Source organism: Kitasatospora sp. SC0581 (assembly GCF_048159585.1).
Taxonomy (GTDB): domain Bacteria; phylum Actinomycetota; class Actinomycetes; order Streptomycetales; family Streptomycetaceae; genus Kitasatospora.
Window position 1 is genome coordinate 199,219 of record NZ_JBLRWA010000001.1, and the last position, 16,309, is coordinate 215,527.

Below are 16,309 nucleotides of genomic sequence, written 5' to 3' on the forward strand. Positions count from 1 at the left end.
GAGGAACGTCCGAGGGATCACCGCGCGGGAAGGTCGCGCACGCACCGGGGTTCAGTGCGACAGGAGCTCCTCGGCCAGCCGCTCCCCCGCGAGTTCGGCCAGCTCGGCGGCCCTGGTCATGCTCTCCCCCGGCCGCTCGGCCAGGTCGGTCAGGGCGATCGCGGCGGCGAAGCCGGCGGCCCGCCACTCGGGCTCGGAGAGCTCCAGCCGGCCCGCCACCGCGGCCACCCGGACCCCCGCCCGGGCGGCCGCCGCTGCGACTCCGGCCGGGGCCTTGCCGTGGAGCGTCTGGGCATCCAGACACCCCTCCCCGGTCACGACGAGGCGTGCCCCGCGCACGGCCCCGTCGAAGCCCAGCAGGTCGAGCAGCAGCTCGATGCCGGGGCGCTTGGTCGCACCGAGCAGGGCCAGGGCGGCGAAGCCCACCCCGCCCGCGGCGCCGGCGCCGGGCGCCTCCCGGACGTCCCGCCCGGTGGCCTCGGCGACCAGGTCGGCGAACCGGGTCAGCCCCGCCTCCAGCACCACCAGGTCCCCGCCGTCGGCGCCCTTCTGCGGGCCGTAGACGGCGGTGGCGCCGCGCGGCCCGAGCAGCGGGTTGTCCACGTCGCAGGCCACCACGACCTCGACCCCGCCCAGGGCCTCGGCCAGCGGGCCGGGGTCGATCTCCGCGAGCCGGCGCAACGCGGCGCCGCCGGGCGGCAGTTCGACCCCGCCGGCATCGCGCAGCCGTGCCCCGAGCGCCTGCACCATGCCGGCGCCGCCGTCCGTACAGGCACTGCCGCCGAGGCCCAGCACGATCCGCTTGGCGCCGAGCGAGACCGCCTTGGCGATCAACTGGCCGACTCCGTAGGACCCGGCCGCGAGCGGGGCGGTGCGGCCGCCGGGCAGCCGGGCGAGGCCGGAGGCCTGCGCCAGCTCGACCACGGCGGTGTCGTCCCGGACGGCCAGCGCGGCGTCCACCGGCAGGCCGGTCGGGCCGGCCACCTTGGCCGGGACCCGGCTGAAGCCGGCCGCGAGCGCGGCGGCCAGGGTGCCCTCGCCGCCGTCGGCGACGGGCAGTTCGCGCACCTCGGTACCGGGCGCGGCGCGCCGGATGCCGGCCGCGATCCGGGCCGCCGCCTCGGCACCCTCCAGGCTGCCCTTGAACTTGTCGGGGGCGACGACCACATGGCCCTGGTGGGGGGTGGGGGGCATGGGGCGCTCCTCGCTTCCGTACGGGTCTGGCGGTGGTTCCGGGACGTGCGTCCGGCTGACGTGCGTCCAGCATGGGCCCGGGTGCTCCGGGTAGCCAGCGCCTCGGCCGGGGAGGCCGGGGAAGCCGGGGAGGCCGTGGTGTCCGGAGCGGCCCGCTCCAGGAGGGTGCGCCCCTCCCCGCCGTTCCCCCCGTCCCGCTTCCGACGTACGAGGGGCTCCCCTCGGCGGGGAGGGGCCCTGGCGACGCGTACCAGGCACGACCGAAGTGCCCCCAGGGGGACGTACGCGTCACCGGCCTGGATCGACCGACGGGCGGGCGGATGAGCCCCGGCCCGCACGCCGGTCGGGTCCGGCCTCCTGGCGGCGCGGGCACGACCGGATAGGTACACGCCACCAGGAGGAGTTCGGGGCCGGGGGCTCCGCGCGGGAGCCCCCGGCGGTTACGCGACCTCGCGCCCGGAGAGCCGCTCGACGCCGCGCAGCAGCGCCGAGTGGTCGAGCGAGCCGTCGCCGTTGGCCCGGGCGGAGGCGACCAGCTGGGCCACCACGGCGCCGACCGGCAGCGCGGCGCCCACGGCGCGGGCGGCGTCGGTGACGATGCCCATGTCCTTGTGGTGCAGGTCGATCCGGAAGCCGGGGGCGAACTCGCGGTTCAGCATGTTCGCCCGCTTGCGGTTGAGCACGGTGGAGCCGGCCAGGCCGCCGCCGAGCACGTCCAGCGCGGCCGCGAGGTCGACGCCGGCGTTCTCCAGGAACACCACGGCCTCGGCGAGCACCTGGATGTTGACCGCGACGATCAGCTGGTTGGCGGCCTTGACGGTCTGGCCGGCGCCGGCCGGGCCGACGTGGACGACCGTGGTGCCCAGCGCGTCGAACAGCGGCCTGGCCTCGGCGAAGTCCTCGGCCGCACCGCCGACCATGATCGACAGGACGGCCTCGACGGCGCCGGCCTCACCGCCGGAGACCGGGGCGTCCAGGGTGCGGACACCCTTCTCCCTGGCGGCGGCCTCGACCCTGATCGAGGTCTGCGGGGTGATCGAGGACATGTCGATCACCAGGGTGCCGGGCCTGGCGTTCTCCAGCACGCCGCCCTCCCCCAGGACGACCTGCTCGACCTGCGGGTCGGCCGGGACCATGGTGATGACCACCTCGGCGTCCCTGACCGCCTCCGCGATGCTGCCGGCGCCGTGGCCGCCGAGCGCGACCAGGGCGTCGATCGGCGGCCGGGTGAGGTTGAAGCCGGTGACGTGGTGGCCGGCCTTGACCAGGTTGGCGGCCATCGGGCTGCCCATGATGCCGAGGCCGATGAAGGCGATCTTGCGGCTCATCGCGTCGAGTTCCTTACGTGTGCGGGTGGGAGGTCGGGTGGGTCGGCGGTGCGCTGCCCGCCGCTCGAACCGGGCACTGCCCGGCGGCGCGCCGCCGGGCGGCTCCGCTACTGGGCGGCGCGCAGCTCGCGCGGCAGCCACCCGAAGCTGTCGGCGCTGACGCCGCCGGAGGGGCGGTACTCCAGACCGATGGAGCCCGCGTAGCCCGCGGCCGTGAGCCGGGCGAACAGGTCCTCGAAGTCCAGCTCGCCGGTGCCGGGCTCGTTGCGGCCCGGGGTGTCGGCGATCTGCACGTGGCCGATGCGGTCGGCGTGGGTGTCGATGACCGCCGCGAGATCCTCGCCGTTCCTGGCCAGGTGGTACAGGTCGCAGAGGAACCTGGCGTTCCCCAGGCCGGTGGCGGCGTTGACCCGGTCGACCACCTCGACCGCGGCGGCGGCCGAGACCAGCGGGTAGTCCGGCGACTCGGCCCTGTTCAGGGCCTCGATCAGCAGGACGGCGCCGATCCCGTGCGCGGCCCGCGCGGCGAGCACCAGGTTCTCCAGCGCGAGCGCGTCCTGCTCGGCCGGGTCGACGCCCTCGACCCGGTTGCCGTACAGCGCGTTGAGCGCGGTGGCGCCGAGCGAGGCGGCGAGTTCGGCGGCGACCGGGAGGTTGGCGCGGAAGCGGTCCCGCTCGGCGGGCACCGAGACGGTTCCGCGGGCGCCCTTGCTCAGGTCGTCCAGGAGGTTGAGGCCGGTGAGCCGCACGCCGGCGTCGGTGAACGCCTTGCGCAACGCGTCCAGTTCGGCCTGCGAGGGGTCATGCTCCGCGCCGAAGGGCCACCACAGTTCGGCGGCGGTGAAGCCGGCCGCGGCGGCCGCGGCGGGGCGCTCCAGGAGCGGCAGTTCGCCGAACAGGATCGACAGGTTGACCGTGAAGCCGTGCTTGGCAGCCGCCGTCACGTCGCTCACCTCTCATCTCTCTTCCTTCATCCGCAACTTCCACGATCCGGAAGAGGGATTCTGTGTGGTGGAAGCATCTCCGGCCCGCCGAGCGGGTGTCAAGGGAGTCGCAACATTTTGTTGAAGCAGTCCCGAGGGGCCCTGCCGGGCGCCCCGAGGGCACGCCGGGGCAGTCCCGAGGGCACACCGAGGCCACACCGGCGGCGCGCCGTCCGCGGGGGCCGGACCGTTCGATCCCCCGACCCCTGCCCGCCCGCACCCCCGCTCGCTACAGTGACCCCGTGCGATTGATGGTGGAGTTCACGACAGAACCGTTCGAACTGGACACGTTCCCGGAGCACGCCGCGGCGGCTCGCCGGGTGGTCGACGACGCCGGCCTGGACGTCTCGGTCGGCCCCTTCGGCACCGGTGCCGAGGGCGGGGCCGAGCAGGTCCTCGCCGCGGTGACCAAGCTGCTCAAGGAGACCCTGGACGCCGGGGCGACCCGGATCTCGGTCCAGGTCAGCGTGCTGGGCGAGGAGGACGGTACGCCGTGACCGAGAACGTGGAACACCCGCTCGCCGCGGCGGTGAAGCCGCTGCTGGCCGCGGTCGGCGCGACGCACGTCCCGCTGGACGAGGCGAAGCCCGACGACGTGGTCCTGGAGTGGGAGGGCACCCCGGCCCTGGCCGTCCGACTGCCGCACCTGAGCAGCGCGTTGGACCGGCTGCTCGCCGAGATGACCCGGCAGTTCGACGGCCGCCCGCTGGCCGAGCTCGACCGCCTGGAGAAGCAGCGGGTCGTCGCCCTACTGGAGGAGCGCGGCGCCTTCACCGTCCGCCACGGCGTGGAGACCGTCGCCTCCGCCCTGGGCGTCAGCCGTTTCACCGTGTACAACTACCTGAACCGCCAGGACGGCGCGAAGTCGTCCTGACACTCCGGCTCGACGCCCTCCGGGGCACGTGCGCGCCCCCGCCCCGGGGGCTTCCGAACGGGTGACCCCGCCGACACGACAGGACCGGATCGGCCTGCGGCGGGGCACACTTGGCGAATCGCACACGAAAGGGCCCGGCATCGGGGCCCGGTTCAAAACGTAACCACCAACCGTTCAACAAAGTGTTGACGGCCGGGTGGGGCCGATCTAGCTTTTCCGGGTGGCACCACTCTTCAGGAGGTCCACCCGTGACCAACCACCCCCACACCCTTGACGTCCTGGCCGCGACCGATGCCGCGGCACTGGAAGGGATCCTGCTGGAGGTCTGCTCCAGCCCCCGCTGGGCCGCCGCGGTCGCCGCGGCCCGGCCCTGGTCCGACCGCGACACCCTGCTCGCCGCCAACGCGGCGGCCATGGCGTCACTGACGACCGAGGACCTGCGCGACGCGATGGCCGGCCACGCCCGGATCGGCAGGCCGACGGCCGGCGACGCCGTCTCCGAGCGCGAACAGGCCGGCATCCAGGGCGTGGACCAGGCGGTCCTCGACGCACTGCACGAGGCCAACGCCGCCTACGAGGCCAAGTTCGGCCACGTGTTCCTGATCTGCGCGACCGGCCGCACCGCGGTCGGCATGCTCGCCGCCCTGCGCGAACGCCACCCCAACGACGCCGCCACCGAGGCGGAGATCGTCCGCGGGGAGCTGCGCAAGATCAACGACATCCGGCTCGACCGTCTGCTCGACGCTTCCTGACGCTCCGTCATATCGCGCTCTCTCCCATTCTCCTTGCCAGAAACTTCCGGCATCCACTGATGCTGACGCACCATCACTTCTGCCATCAGTAAGGTCACTTCACCCATGACTGGCATCTCCACCCACGTGCTCGACACCAGCCTCGGCCGACCGGCCGAAGGCGTCCCGGTCGAGCTCGCACTGCACACCGAGGGTGGCTGGCAGGTGCTCGGCACCTCCGCCACGGACTCCGACGGCCGGGTCAAGGACCTGCCGGCCGTGGAGGCGGGCTCGGTCGTCCGGCTGCTCTTCGACACCGGCGCGTACTCCGCGTCCACGTCCGCCGAGCCGCCGTTCTTCCCCGAGGTCTCGATCGTCTTCACGGTCGCGCCCGAACAGCACCACTACCACGTGCCGTTGCTGCTCAACCCGTTCGGATACTCGGTCTACCGCGGAAGCTAGTGGACCGACCTGGAAAGCTTAGGAGCCACGTCATGGCCCACGTGCTCGGTCAGAACCAGTACGGCAAGGCGGAGAACCGCATCGTCCGGATCCACCGCGACTCCACCCGGCACGAGATCAAGGACCTGAACGTCTCGGTCTCGCTCCGCGGCGAGTTCGAGGACGTCCACCTCACCGGGTCCAACGCCAACTGCCTTCCCACCGACACCACCAAGAACACCGTCTACGCCTTCGCCAAGGAGCACGGCATCGAGTCGGCCGAGGCGTTCGGCATCCTCCTGGCCCGCCACTTCGTCGACGACACCGAGCGCGGCGTCGTGCACAGCGCCCGGATCCGGATCGAGGAGTACTCCTGGGACCGGATCCGGACGCCGGACAGCTCGGCCCGCTTCATCGGCTCGGAGGAGGTCGGCCACTCCTTCGTCCGCAACGGCCAGGAGGTCCGCACCAGCGAGATCGTCTACGACGGGGAGTCCGTCCAGGTCATATCCGGCCTGAAGGACCTGGTCGTCATGAACTCCACCAACTCGGAGTTCTGGGGCTACATCAAGGACGGCTACACCACCCTCCAGGAAGCGTACGACCGCATCCTCGCCACCCAGGTCACCGCCCGCTGGAAGTTCGGCTACAGCGGCCGGGACGGCGAGGCCCAGCCCAACTGGAACCGCTCCTACACCCACGTGAAGCGGCACCTGCTGGAGGCGTTCGCCGAGACCTACTCCTACTCGCTGCAGCAGACCCTGCACGCGATGGGCACCCGGGTCCTCAACAACCGCGCCGAGGTGGACGAGGTCCGCCTGGAACTGCCGAACAAGCACCACTTCCTGGTCGACCTGGAGCCGTTCGGCCTCAAGAACGAGAACGAGGTCTACTTCGCCGCCGACCGCATGTACGGCCTGATCGAGGGCACCGTGCACCGCGAGGGCGTCGTCCCGGTCATCCCGGTCGCCTGACCTCCCCCACCCTCACCACCCTCAGGTGGACGCCGCCCGGAATCGCCGCATCCCCCGGTCCCCACGGGCCGGACGGCCGGGCGGGCCGCCCCACCGGCCCCATCACCAGGCACCACCCGCACCAGTTAGTTCTTCTCCACCTCCACCCCCACCCACCGGAGTTCGTGTCTGCCTCGCGGCGGCCGGCCCGGGGCACTGGAGAGCCCGGCCGAGGGATCCTTGCACCGCCGTCCCGCCCCCGGTCGTACCAGCACCAGCACCAGCCGCACTCCAGCGCCACGGGCGCGCCGGGAGCCACGGGCACAAGAGGGGCTCGACATGGCACCCAGCAACACCACCAGTACAGACGGCGGTTCCACCCCGGAGAGAACGCAGGACCCGGACGGCACGGACGGCACGCCGGCGCACCGCACCGGCAAGCCGCCCCGGCCCGGAACCCATCCCGTGGACGAGTTGCTGCCCCCGGTGAAGCTGTTCTCCACCGGACTCCAGCACGTCGCCGCGATGTACGCGGGGGTCGTCGCACCCCCGCTCATCGTCGGCGCCGGCGTCGGGCTCTCCCCCGCCGAACTCGCCCTGCTCATCTCGGCCAGCCTGTTCACCGCCGGACTGGCCACCCTCCTCCAGACCCTCGGCATCTGGAAGATCGGCGCGCGGCTGCCGTTCGTGAACGGCGTCTCCTTCGCGGGGGTCGCGCCCATGATCGCCATCGCCAAGGGCTCCATCGAGAAGACGGGAGGACCGAAGGAGGCCCTCCCGGTGATCTTCGGAGCGGTGATCGTCGCGGGGCTCCTGTGCTTCCTCGCGGCACCGTACTTCTGCAAGCTCATCCGGTTCTTCCCCCCGGTCGTCCAGGGCACCGTGATCACCCTCATCGGGGTGTCCCTGCTCCCGGTGGCGGTCAACTGGGCGCGCGGCGGTTCGCCGGGCGCCCCCGGGTACGGCTCCATGCGGGCCGTCGGCCTCGCCGCGATCACCCTCGTCGCGGTGGTGCTCTGCAACCGGCTGCTGCGCGGGTTCTGGCAGCAGCTGTCCCTGCTCATCGGCCTGGCGTTCGGCACCCTGATCGCCTTCCCGCTGGGGCTCGCCGACTTCGGCGCGGTCAAGGACGCGAAGGTCTTCTCGCTCCCCTCCCCGTTCCACTTCGGCGCGCCCGTGTTCGACGCCGCCGCGATCGTCTCGATGTGCATCGTCATGGTGGTCGCGATGACCGAGTCCACCGCCGACATGCTCGCCCTCGGCAGGATCGTCGACCGCGAGGCGGACGAACCCACCCTCGCCGCCGGCCTGCGGGCCGACGGCCTGGCCACCGCGCTCAGCCCCGTCTTCAACGGCTTCGCCGCCAGCGCCTTCGCCCAGAACATCGGGCTGGTGGCGCTGACGAAGATCCGCAGCCGCTTCGTGGTCGCGGCCGGCGGAGGCATCCTGGTCCTGCTGGGGCTGTTCCCCGTGCTGGGCTCGGTCGTCTCCCTGGTGCCGCAGCCCGTCCTCGGCGGCGCCGGGATCGTGCTCTTCGGCACGGTCGCGGCCAGCGGCATCCGCACCCTCGCGGAGGCCGGCATGGAGTCCGGCTCGAACACCATCCTGGTGTCCGTCTCGCTCGGGGTCGGCATCGTCCCGATCGCCGCGCCGACGTTCTACGACTCCTTCCCGGAGGCCGCCCGGACCCTGCTGCACTCGGGGATATCGGCCGGCTGCGTGGTGGCCGTCCTGCTCAACCTGCTCTTCCACCACGTCGGGGCCGCCCGTCGCTCCAGGCCCGGCCAGGGCTCCGACGCGACGGTGCCGGCGGCTCCGACCGCTCCCGCGGTGCCGTCGGTGCCGTCGATGCCGACAGGTCCCACGGTTCCGACGGCGACGCCGTCCTGACCGGCCCCGGGAGGGGCGCGCACCACGGTGCGCACCCCTCCCGGCCCTCCCCCCTAGGAGTCACGCCATGGCAGTCCAGCCCCCGCCCACCGACCAGCGGACCGTGATCGAGAACGTCGCGATCGCCACCGTGGACGCGAACGACACCGAGTACGCCCGCGGCCACGTGATCCTCCTCGGCAACACCATCGAGGCGGTGGGCGACGGCCCCGCCCCCGCGTGGCTGGACAACGTGGTGCGCCGGATCAACGGCGAGGGCCACCTGGCCACCCCCGGCCTGGTCAACACCCACCACCACTTCTACCAGTGGATCACCCGCGGCCTGGCCCAGGACGACATCCTGTTCGACTGGCTGGTCGCCCTCTACCCGACCTGGGCGCGGATCGACGAGCGGCTCGTGCACGCCGCGAGCCAGGGCTCCGCCGCCGCGCTGCTCAAGTCCGGCTGCACCACCGCCTCGGACCACCACTACGTCTTCCCGAAGGACGGCGGCGACATCCTCGGCGCCTCCATCGAGGCCGTCCAGGAGCTCGGCCTGCGCTTCACCGCGCTGCGCGGCTCGATGGACCGCTCGAAGAAGGACGGCGGGCTGCCGCCGGACCACGCGGTCGAGGAGCTGGACGACATCCTGGCCGCCTCCGAGACCGCCGTGGACCGCTACCACGACTCCTCCTTCGGCTCGATGCTGCACATCGCCCTCGCGCCCTGTTCCCCCTTCTCCGTCTCCACCGACCTGCTCCGGCAGTCCGCCGAACTCGCCCGCCGCAAGGGCGTCCGGCTGCACACCCACGGCTCGGAGACGGCCGAGGAGGAGGCGTTCTGCAAGGAGCTGTTCGGCATGGGGCCGACCGACTACTTCGAGTCGGTGGGCTGGCTCGGCGAGGACGTCTGGATGGCGCACTGCGTGCACATGAACGACTCCGACATCGCCAAGTTCGCCGAGACCGGCACCGGCGTCGCCCACTGCCCGTCCTCCAACGCCCGCCTGGCGGCCGGGATCGCGCGGGTGCCCGACATGCTCCGGGCCGGCGTCCCGGTCGGGCTCGGGGTGGACGGCACCGCCTCCAACGAGTCCGGCGAGCTGGGTACGGAGCTGCGCAACGCCCTGCTGATCAACCGGTTGCACGGCTCCCCCGCCGCGCTGACCGGGCGGCAGGCGCTGCGCCTGGGCACCATGGGCGGCGCCCGGGTGCTCGGCCGGCAGGACGAGATCGGCTCGATCGAGGTCGGCAAGCTCGCCGACCTGGCGCTGTGGAAGATCGACGGGGTCATGCACTCGTCCATCGCCGACCCGGTCGCCGCGCTCACCTTCGGCGCGCTGCCGCCGCTGTCGGTGCTGTTCGTCAACGGCAACGCGGTGGTCGAGAAGGGGCAGCTGACCACCGTCAACGAGGACCGGATCGCACACGACTGCGCCCGCGCCGCCCGCGAGCTGGCGGCGCGTCCGGTCTAGGGCCGGTCCGGTCTAGGGCCGGTCCGACGCCCACCCCGTACTCCGGGGGCGCCCAGGGACGGTGCGCCCCCGGGCTCCGCGCACCTCGGGGCGACGGACGGACGACAGTGGCGGACAGATGACAGCTGACAACTTTCGTCATCTGTTATCTGTTATCTGTCGCCTGTTATCTGTCGCCTGTTCGCCGTCACCGGTGCGCGGACCGCAGCCCCGGACCCACGGCGAGGGTCCGGGGCTGCCGGCGCACCCGGCGGCAGCCGTCAGGCCGTGCGCCCGATCGACGCCAGGTAGGCGCGCCAGCCGCCGTGGTGGGTGATCTCCCGGTGGACGCCGCGCTCCAGCTCGCCCCGGGAGAGCAGCATGGACAGGCACGCGGAGCCGTCCTCCAGCTCGATGACGCCCAGTTCCAGCTCCCGCGGCTCCCCCGGCAGGATGACGTCCCGCAGCCGCTCCAGGGGGATGTCGTACAGCTCGCCCTCGATGGCGGTGTCCGCCTCCGGGTCGGCCAGCAGTCCCGGGCAGACGTCCGTGCCGCCGCTGTGGTCGATGGAGAAGAAGCGGTAACCGGGGGCGGTCCTGGCCGGCCCGATCAGCGAGTCGGCGACCTTCGCGTGGAAGGGACCGCCGACCATTGCCTGGCCGTTGAAGAACATGCGCGCCATGGGTGAACTCCTTACGTGGACAAGACCGTTCCGTACGGCGACGAGAGGACGGGTGGGATTCGTCGCCGTACGGAACGGAGTGGTGGACCGCCGGCGCACCGCAGCCGGGCAGGCTCCGGCGGGCAGGTCGGGATCAGCCCAGCAGCGGGAGCGCGGGGAGGGTCAGGAAGTCCACGAACTCCTCGGCCAGGGCGACCTGTTCGAAGAGCCGGGCGGCCTCCGGCCAGCGGCCGGCGCCGTAGGCCTCCTCGCCCAGCTCGGCGAGGAGTTCGGCCAGCTCCGCGGCGACCAGGGAGCGGACCAGGTCGGCGGTGGCCTTCTCGCCGGTGTCGGAGAGCACGACCCCGTTGTGGATCCACTGCCAGATCTGCGAGCGGGAGATCTCGGCAGTGGCGGCGTCCTCCATCATGTTGAAGATGCCGACGGCCCCGAGCCCGCGCAGCCAGGCCTCGATGTAGCGGACGCCGACCTGGACGGCGTTGTGCAGCCCCGCGCGGGTGCAGGTGCCGCCGGCTCCGGCGATGTCGAGGAGCTGGGCGGCGGTCACCGGCTCGGCCGGGCCGGGGTTGTCCTTCTGGTGGGGCCGCTCGCCGAGCACCGCGTCGAAGGAGGCCCGGGCGACCGGCACCAGGTCGGGGTGGGCGACCCAGGAGCCGTCGAAGCCGTTCCCGGCCTCGCGGTCCTTGTCCGCCTTGACCTTCTCCAACGCGGCCGCGTTGACCTCCGGGTCGCGGCGGCTCGGGATGAACGCGGCCATGCCGCCGATCGCGTGGGCGCCGCGCCGGTGGCAGGTCCGCACCAGCAGCCGGGTGTAGGCGGCCATGAACGGCGAGGCCATGGTGACGGTGTTGCGGTCCGGCAGGATGTAGTGCTCGCCGGCGTCGCGGAAGTTCTTGACGATCGAGAACAGGTAGTCCCAGCGCCCGGCGTTGAGGCCGGCCGCGTGGTCGCGCAGCTCGTAGAGGATCTCGTCCATCTCGAACGCGGCGGTGATGGTCTCGATCAGCACGGTCGCCCGGATCGTGCCGTGCGGGATGCCGAGTTCGGCCTGGGCGTGGGTGAACACGTCGTTCCACAGCCGGGCCTCGAGGTGGCTCTCGGTCTTCGGCAGGTAGAAGTACGGGCCGGAGTTGGGGTCCTCGGCACCCTTGGCCAGCAGCCGGGCGGCGTTGTGGAAGAAGTAGAGGCCGAAGTCGACGAACGCGCCGGCCACCGGGGTGCCGTCGACCAGCAGGTGGTTCTCGTCCAGATGCCAGCCGCGGGGGCGGACCACGACGGTGGCGAGCTCGGCGGCGGGCTTGAGGGTGTACGCCTTGCCGGCCGCGCCGGTGAAGTCGATCCGACCCTCGAAGGCGTCGGTCAGGTTGGCCTGGCCGCCGACCACGTTCTCCCAGGTCGGGGAGGTGGCGTCCTCGAAGTCCGCGAGCCAGATCCGCGCTCCGGAGTTGAGCGCGTTGACGACCATCTTGCGGTCGGTCGGCCCGGTGATCTCGACCCGGCGGTCCTGGAGGGCGCGGGGCGCCTCGGCGACCTTCCAGTCCCCGGCCCGGATGTCGGCGGTGTCGGGGCGGAAGTCCAGCGTGCCGGTGGCGGCGATCTCGGCGCGGCGGGCCTTCCGCCCGGCCAGCAGCTCCTGTCGGCGCCCCTCGAAGGCCTGATGGAGCCCGGCGACGAAGGCGAGCGCCTCCGGAGTGAGCACCTCCTCCGCCCGGGGGACGCGAGGACCGGCGACAGTGACGACCGGAGCGGCGGGCGAGGCGCCGACGGGCCCCTGATCTGCAGCCATGAGCAGGACACTCCTAAGACGGTTGAGCCTGGCGGAGGGAGCTCCGGTGGGAACTTCCTCAGGGAACTTCCTCGATCGGTACCCGCCTGTCGGCGAGTTCGATTCTGTAAGGTGGAGACTAGTTTCCGCGATACAGAATTTCAACGGTTTGTTGAAGAGATCGCCGGGACTCTACTCCTCCCCGACAGTGAAGGAAACGCCGGTGGTTGCGACCCCCGACCCAGCATCGACGACAGGCGCCGACCGCGCGGGCGGCGGCGTGCAGTCCGTCGAACGCGCCTTCCAACTCCTGGAGGCGCTGGCCGACTCCGGCGGCGTGGCCACCCTCAGCGAGCTCTCCACCACGTCCGGCCTCCCGATGCCGACCATCCACCGGTTGGTTCGTACCCTCGTGCAGCAGGGCTATGTCCGCCAGGACACCGCGCGCCGCTACACCCTCGGCCCCCGGCTGATCCGACTCGGCGAGACGGCCGGCCGGCTGCTCGGCAGCTGGGCCCGCCCGTACCTGGCCGAGCTCATGGAGGCCACCGGCGAGACCGCCAACCTGGCGGTGCTGGAGGGCGGCGAGGTGGTGTACGTCGGCCAGGTGCAGTCGCGCCGCTCGATGCGGATGTTCACCGAGGTCGGCCGACGGGTGCAGCCGCACTGCACCGGCGTCGGCAAGGCGCTGCTCGCCCAGCTTCCCGAGGACGAGGCCCGCGCCGTGCTCGGCCCCAACCCGCTGCCCGCGCACACCGAGTACACGGTCACCGACCCGCAGGAGCTGATGCGCCAGCTCGCCGAGGCGCGCGAGCGCGGCTACGTGGTCGACGACCAGGAGCAGGAGATCGGCGTCCGCTGCATCGCGCTCGCCGTCCCGGGCGCGCCGACGCCCACCGCGCTCTCGGTCTCCGGCCCGGAGGCCCGCATCCGGGCCCTGGAGGAGCAGGCCGGAGCCGCCTCGCTGGTACCGGTGATGCACCAGATCGCGACCCGGCTGGGTCAGGTCCTCGCTCCCTGACGGAACGTCAACCACCCTTGCCGGCCGACCCGGTTGGCACGGCGTGCCGCGTCATCCGTTCGGGCGGACGACGGGCGGGTTGCCGCCCGGCTCCGGCGGTGGCTCCGCCACCCTGGTGCCGACGCGGCCCGCAACGGCGCGGGCGGCCGGGACGCGAGGGCAGGGTGAGCGGGGATGGAGCAGCAGTACCGGGACGCATGGGAGGGCGCGCGGGGCGGTGGGGTCCGGGGAGGTGAGGTCCGGACCGATGGCGTACGGGCCGGTGGCGTACGGCGCGCCGCGAGGGGCCGGGGGTTCGGCGGGGCCGGGCTGGTCGCGGCCGTGGCGGCGGGGTGCGCGGTGACGGTACTGGCCACCGACCCGGTCTGGGCGCTGCGGCGGCCCGAGCCCCGGCCCGCCGTGGAGGTCGTCGCGGCCGGTGCGCCCTCGCCGTCCACCCTGCCCGCACCGGCGACGCCCACCGCCTCGACCCTGCCGGCCCCGGCCAAGCCCGGAGCCGGGTCCGGGGCCGGGTCCACCGCCGGGTCCGGGACGGCCGAGGCCGCCGCGCGACCGTCCGACTCCGATCTGGAGGTGGTCCGGATCGACCCGGACGCGGCCGCGCCCGGCGGCACCACCACCATCCACGCCTTCGTCGGCAACGGCGGCCCGGAGACCACCGCCTCCCCGTTCACGGTCTCGATCACCCTGCCGGAGGGCGTCAGCCCGGAGGGCCCGTTCTTCCCGTCCACCTGCCAGGTGGTGAGCCGCGGCCGCGTCGTGCGGTGCGTGTTCGCGCCCGGGCTGCGGGAGGGGCGCAGCGCGACCGCCCTCATCCCGGTCCGGCTCGCCCCGGACCTGCCGGAGGGCAGGCTGAGCGGCGGCTCGGTCGCGGTGCGCAGCGCGGACGACCGGTACGAGGGCAACAACCGGCAGCCGTTCGACATCACGGTGGCCGGGACGGCCGCCGGTTCCTGAGCCGTGTGGGCCGCGCGGTCCCGTCGGCGGGGTCGGCCCTGCCGACGGGACCGTCCTGCCGGCGGCGGGCTGGGCGCCGCACCCGCCGAGGTGCCGACCAACAGCCCTGTGCGGCAGCCGAGTTGACCGGCTTGAGGCTCAGCTCAGCCAGGCGTTGACCTGGCTCGCCGCGTCCGGCGCCCAGGCGAGCTCCAGGTGGTTCAGGCCGCCGAGCAGCCGGGTGCCGCCGACCGTCGCGATGCCGGTGGTGTCCAGCGCGCTCGCGGTGAAGACCAGGCCGTCGCTCGGCCCGCGACCCTCGTTGAGCACGCCCGGGATGTCGGCGGACCCGCCCGCCAGCAGGTAGGTGCGCACCGCGGCCGGGATGCCGGCCTGCCGGAGCGGGGCGATCAGCGAGCCCGCGTCGATCGCCGCCTGGATGCCCTGGCCGGAGGTGTAGAAGCCCTGGCCGCCGTAGTAGGTGGTCCACCAGTCCTGCGCACTGCCGTCCACCCCGTAGGTGCCGTCCCAGCGGGCGAGCAGCTGGCGCTGGCCCGGGTAGCAGTCGTAGCCGCCGCTCGGCAGCACCCCGAGGCAGGGCTGCGCGGTGTACGTGCCGTAGCAGGTCATGGAGAGGTGCGGGGACGGCGCGTTGGCGGTGCCGCCGCAGGCGGGCCAGGTCACCAGGTCGAAGTCCCAGCCGTGCGCGTACACGTAGTCGAGCCCGCCGTGCGGCCCGCCCAGCGTGACCAGCCGGCGCACGTCGCCCGCGTACGCCCTCCCCCAGGAGGGCTTCACCGAGGACACGTACGCCCGGGCGGCGACCTCGCCCTTGCTCCAGGCCACCACGTCGACCTGGGGGACCCCGAGCCGGGCCCGGATCAGCGCGACCGCGTCGCCGACCGCCTGGGCCTGGAGCAGGTTGTCGCCGTGCTTGTGGGCGAAACCGATCGCGAAGACCCGGTGGCCGGTGCCGGCCAGGTACTGGGCGAGCCCGGTGGACGGGCAGTTCGCGGCACCGCAGGCGCCGCTCTCCCCCGGGTTCGCCCAGGCCCGGTCGGCGTTGTCGTTGGCGCCGTGGACCAGCAGGACGGGGGTGGCCTGGGCGCCGGTGTCCCAGCCGGCGGCGGAGTAGAGCAGGAACCGGGCGGAGGAGGGCCGACCGGTGCCGAAGTACGTCCGGCGGGCGCCGTCCTGGTCGCCGCGCCCGTCGGCGGGGAACTGCTCGGCGCCGAAGCCGGGGGTGGTGTCGAGGTAGCGCTCGACCTTGGCCCAGCCGTTGCCGGGGGCGGGGAAGGTCGCTTCCAGGGTGAGGGGGGCGGCGGCCGCGGCCCGGGCCGTGCCCGCCTGCGCGGCGGTGGGGGTGCCGAGCAGGGCGGCGGCGAGGGTCAGGAGCACGGTGGCGAGGGCGGTGGGGACGCGTCTCGCGGGGCCGGGGCGTGTGGGGGTACGTCTCATGGCCGGACGCTAGGGCCGGCGCGCGGCCCTGCCCATGTGCCGGTCGCACACCCGGGCCGCCGCGTGGTGGCGGACCGTACCGTGGCCTTTGCCTGACCGAGTGCGCCCGGTCGGATAAATTGGAAGCCTGACATCATCCGCCGTGCACAAGAGCGGCGAGCCCGACCGGGTGCTCGCCACGACCTGACAGAGACGAGGACCCGCCCCACCATGACCGCGCCCCTGCCCGCCTTCGCCGGCCGCACCTACCTCTTCCGGGTCGACAACGGCGCGGCCTTCCGCAACACCTACTCGGCCGACGGCACGCGGCTGCGCTGGGAGGGCCTCGGCGAGTCGGCGGGCCAGTGGGAGGACGTGCGCCTGCACGTCGCCGAGGTCGCGCCCTCGATCTACTTCGTCAGCTGGACCGAGCAGAGCGGGATCACCGTCAGCCACGTGATGGACCTCGGCAGGCTGACCGTGCGGGCCTTCTGGACCTTCGAGGGCGAGGGCGGCCGGGTCGGCCAGCTGCACACCGGGACGCTGGAGCGGGTGGCCTGAGCGGCGGGACCGCCGTACGGCTCCTGAATGACCGAACCCCCGGGGCCGTGGCTCCGGGGGTTCGGTCATTCAGGCTCGGT

Annotated in this window: 16 protein-coding genes; 10 read left to right on the forward strand and 6 right to left on the reverse strand. The window is 73.2% G+C overall.

Annotation, left to right across the window (positions count from 1 at the left end):
- Positions 1–51 precede the first annotated feature (51 nt).
- The 3 genes from ACLWS4_RS00835 to ACLWS4_RS00845 form a co-directional block, all read right to left on the reverse strand.
- Positions 52–1,194 carry a glycerate kinase gene (locus ACLWS4_RS00835; protein ID WP_416873044.1) on the reverse strand — a complete coding sequence of 381 codons (1,143 nt, stop codon included), beginning with the start codon at positions 1,192–1,194 and terminating at the stop codon, positions 52–54.
- Between the two features lie 440 nt (positions 1,195–1,634).
- The gene (locus ACLWS4_RS00840; RefSeq protein WP_375873446.1) at positions 1,635–2,522 is read right to left on the reverse strand and encodes a 2-hydroxy-3-oxopropionate reductase; all 888 of its coding nucleotides are present in this window, start codon (positions 2,520–2,522) and stop codon (positions 1,635–1,637) included.
- Positions 2,523–2,629: 107 nt separating this feature from the next.
- On the reverse strand, positions 2,630–3,475 hold the full coding sequence (locus ACLWS4_RS00845; protein WP_117492631.1) for a TIM barrel protein: 846 nt from the start codon (positions 3,473–3,475) through the stop codon (positions 2,630–2,632).
- A 272-nt stretch (positions 3,476–3,747) separates the two neighbouring features.
- Here ACLWS4_RS00845 and ACLWS4_RS00850 point away from each other — a divergent pair, with 272 nt between their 5' ends.
- The 7 genes from ACLWS4_RS00850 to ACLWS4_RS00880 all read left to right on the forward strand — a co-directional run bounded on the left by ACLWS4_RS00850 (position 3,748) and on the right by ACLWS4_RS00880 (position 9,847).
- Positions 3,748–4,002 (forward strand): thiamine-binding protein, encoded by a 255-nt coding sequence (locus ACLWS4_RS00850; RefSeq protein WP_063780213.1) that lies wholly within the window; start codon positions 3,748–3,750, stop codon positions 4,000–4,002.
- On the forward strand, positions 3,999–4,379 hold the full coding sequence (locus tag ACLWS4_RS00855; RefSeq protein ID WP_049653753.1) for a helix-turn-helix domain-containing protein: 381 nt from the start codon (positions 3,999–4,001) through the stop codon (positions 4,377–4,379). Before ACLWS4_RS00850 ends, ACLWS4_RS00855 begins: the two co-directional genes overlap by 4 nt.
- Before the next feature lie 248 nt (positions 4,380–4,627).
- The gene (gene uraD / locus ACLWS4_RS00860; protein ID WP_053112152.1) at positions 4,628–5,131 is read left to right on the forward strand and encodes a 2-oxo-4-hydroxy-4-carboxy-5-ureidoimidazoline decarboxylase; all 504 of its coding nucleotides are present in this window, start codon (positions 4,628–4,630) and stop codon (positions 5,129–5,131) included.
- Positions 5,132–5,236: 105 nt separating this feature from the next.
- The gene (uraH, locus tag ACLWS4_RS00865; RefSeq protein ID WP_049653752.1) at positions 5,237–5,572 is read left to right on the forward strand and encodes a hydroxyisourate hydrolase; all 336 of its coding nucleotides are present in this window, start codon (positions 5,237–5,239) and stop codon (positions 5,570–5,572) included.
- A gap of 32 nt (positions 5,573–5,604) precedes the next feature.
- Positions 5,605–6,525 carry a factor-independent urate hydroxylase gene (gene pucL, locus ACLWS4_RS00870; protein WP_074004302.1) on the forward strand — a complete coding sequence of 307 codons (921 nt, stop codon included), beginning with the start codon at positions 5,605–5,607 and terminating at the stop codon, positions 6,523–6,525.
- A 318-nt stretch (positions 6,526–6,843) separates the two neighbouring features.
- Positions 6,844–8,394 (forward strand): nucleobase:cation symporter-2 family protein, encoded by a 1,551-nt coding sequence (locus tag ACLWS4_RS00875; RefSeq protein ID WP_117492638.1) that lies wholly within the window; start codon positions 6,844–6,846, stop codon positions 8,392–8,394.
- A 67-nt stretch (positions 8,395–8,461) separates the two neighbouring features.
- On the forward strand, positions 8,462–9,847 hold the full coding sequence (locus ACLWS4_RS00880; protein ID WP_416873045.1) for an 8-oxoguanine deaminase: 1,386 nt from the start codon (positions 8,462–8,464) through the stop codon (positions 9,845–9,847).
- Positions 9,848–10,107: 260 nt separating this feature from the next.
- Here ACLWS4_RS00880 and ACLWS4_RS00885 read toward each other — a convergent pair whose 3' ends face one another.
- Together ACLWS4_RS00885 and aceB are read right to left on the reverse strand one after the other, a co-directional pair.
- Positions 10,108–10,509 carry a gamma-glutamylcyclotransferase gene (locus ACLWS4_RS00885; protein ID WP_074004300.1) on the reverse strand — a complete coding sequence of 134 codons (402 nt, stop codon included), beginning with the start codon at positions 10,507–10,509 and terminating at the stop codon, positions 10,108–10,110.
- 133 nt (positions 10,510–10,642) lie between these two features.
- On the reverse strand, positions 10,643–12,295 hold the full coding sequence (gene aceB, locus ACLWS4_RS00890; RefSeq protein ID WP_416873046.1) for a malate synthase A: 1,653 nt from the start codon (positions 12,293–12,295) through the stop codon (positions 10,643–10,645).
- Between the two features lie 202 nt (positions 12,296–12,497).
- Here aceB and ACLWS4_RS00895 point away from each other — a divergent pair, with 202 nt between their 5' ends.
- Complete coding sequence (locus ACLWS4_RS00895) at positions 12,498–13,295, forward strand: IclR family transcriptional regulator (RefSeq protein WP_049653741.1); 798 nt, start codon at positions 12,498–12,500, stop codon at positions 13,293–13,295.
- Positions 13,296–13,469: 174 nt separating this feature from the next.
- Positions 13,470–14,252 (forward strand): hypothetical protein, encoded by a 783-nt coding sequence (locus ACLWS4_RS00900; RefSeq protein ID WP_416873047.1) that lies wholly within the window; start codon positions 13,470–13,472, stop codon positions 14,250–14,252.
- 138 nt (positions 14,253–14,390) lie between these two features.
- Here the strand turns inward: ACLWS4_RS00900 and ACLWS4_RS00905 are convergent, their stop codons facing one another.
- Positions 14,391–15,689 carry an esterase/lipase family protein gene (locus ACLWS4_RS00905; RefSeq protein WP_416873048.1) on the reverse strand — a complete coding sequence of 433 codons (1,299 nt, stop codon included), beginning with the start codon at positions 15,687–15,689 and terminating at the stop codon, positions 14,391–14,393.
- Positions 15,690–15,899: 210 nt separating this feature from the next.
- Between ACLWS4_RS00905 and ACLWS4_RS00910 the strand changes: the two genes are divergently transcribed.
- On the forward strand, positions 15,900–16,229 hold the full coding sequence (locus ACLWS4_RS00910; RefSeq protein WP_049658181.1) for a MoaF-related domain-containing protein: 330 nt from the start codon (positions 15,900–15,902) through the stop codon (positions 16,227–16,229).
- Positions 16,230–16,309 lie beyond the last annotated feature (80 nt).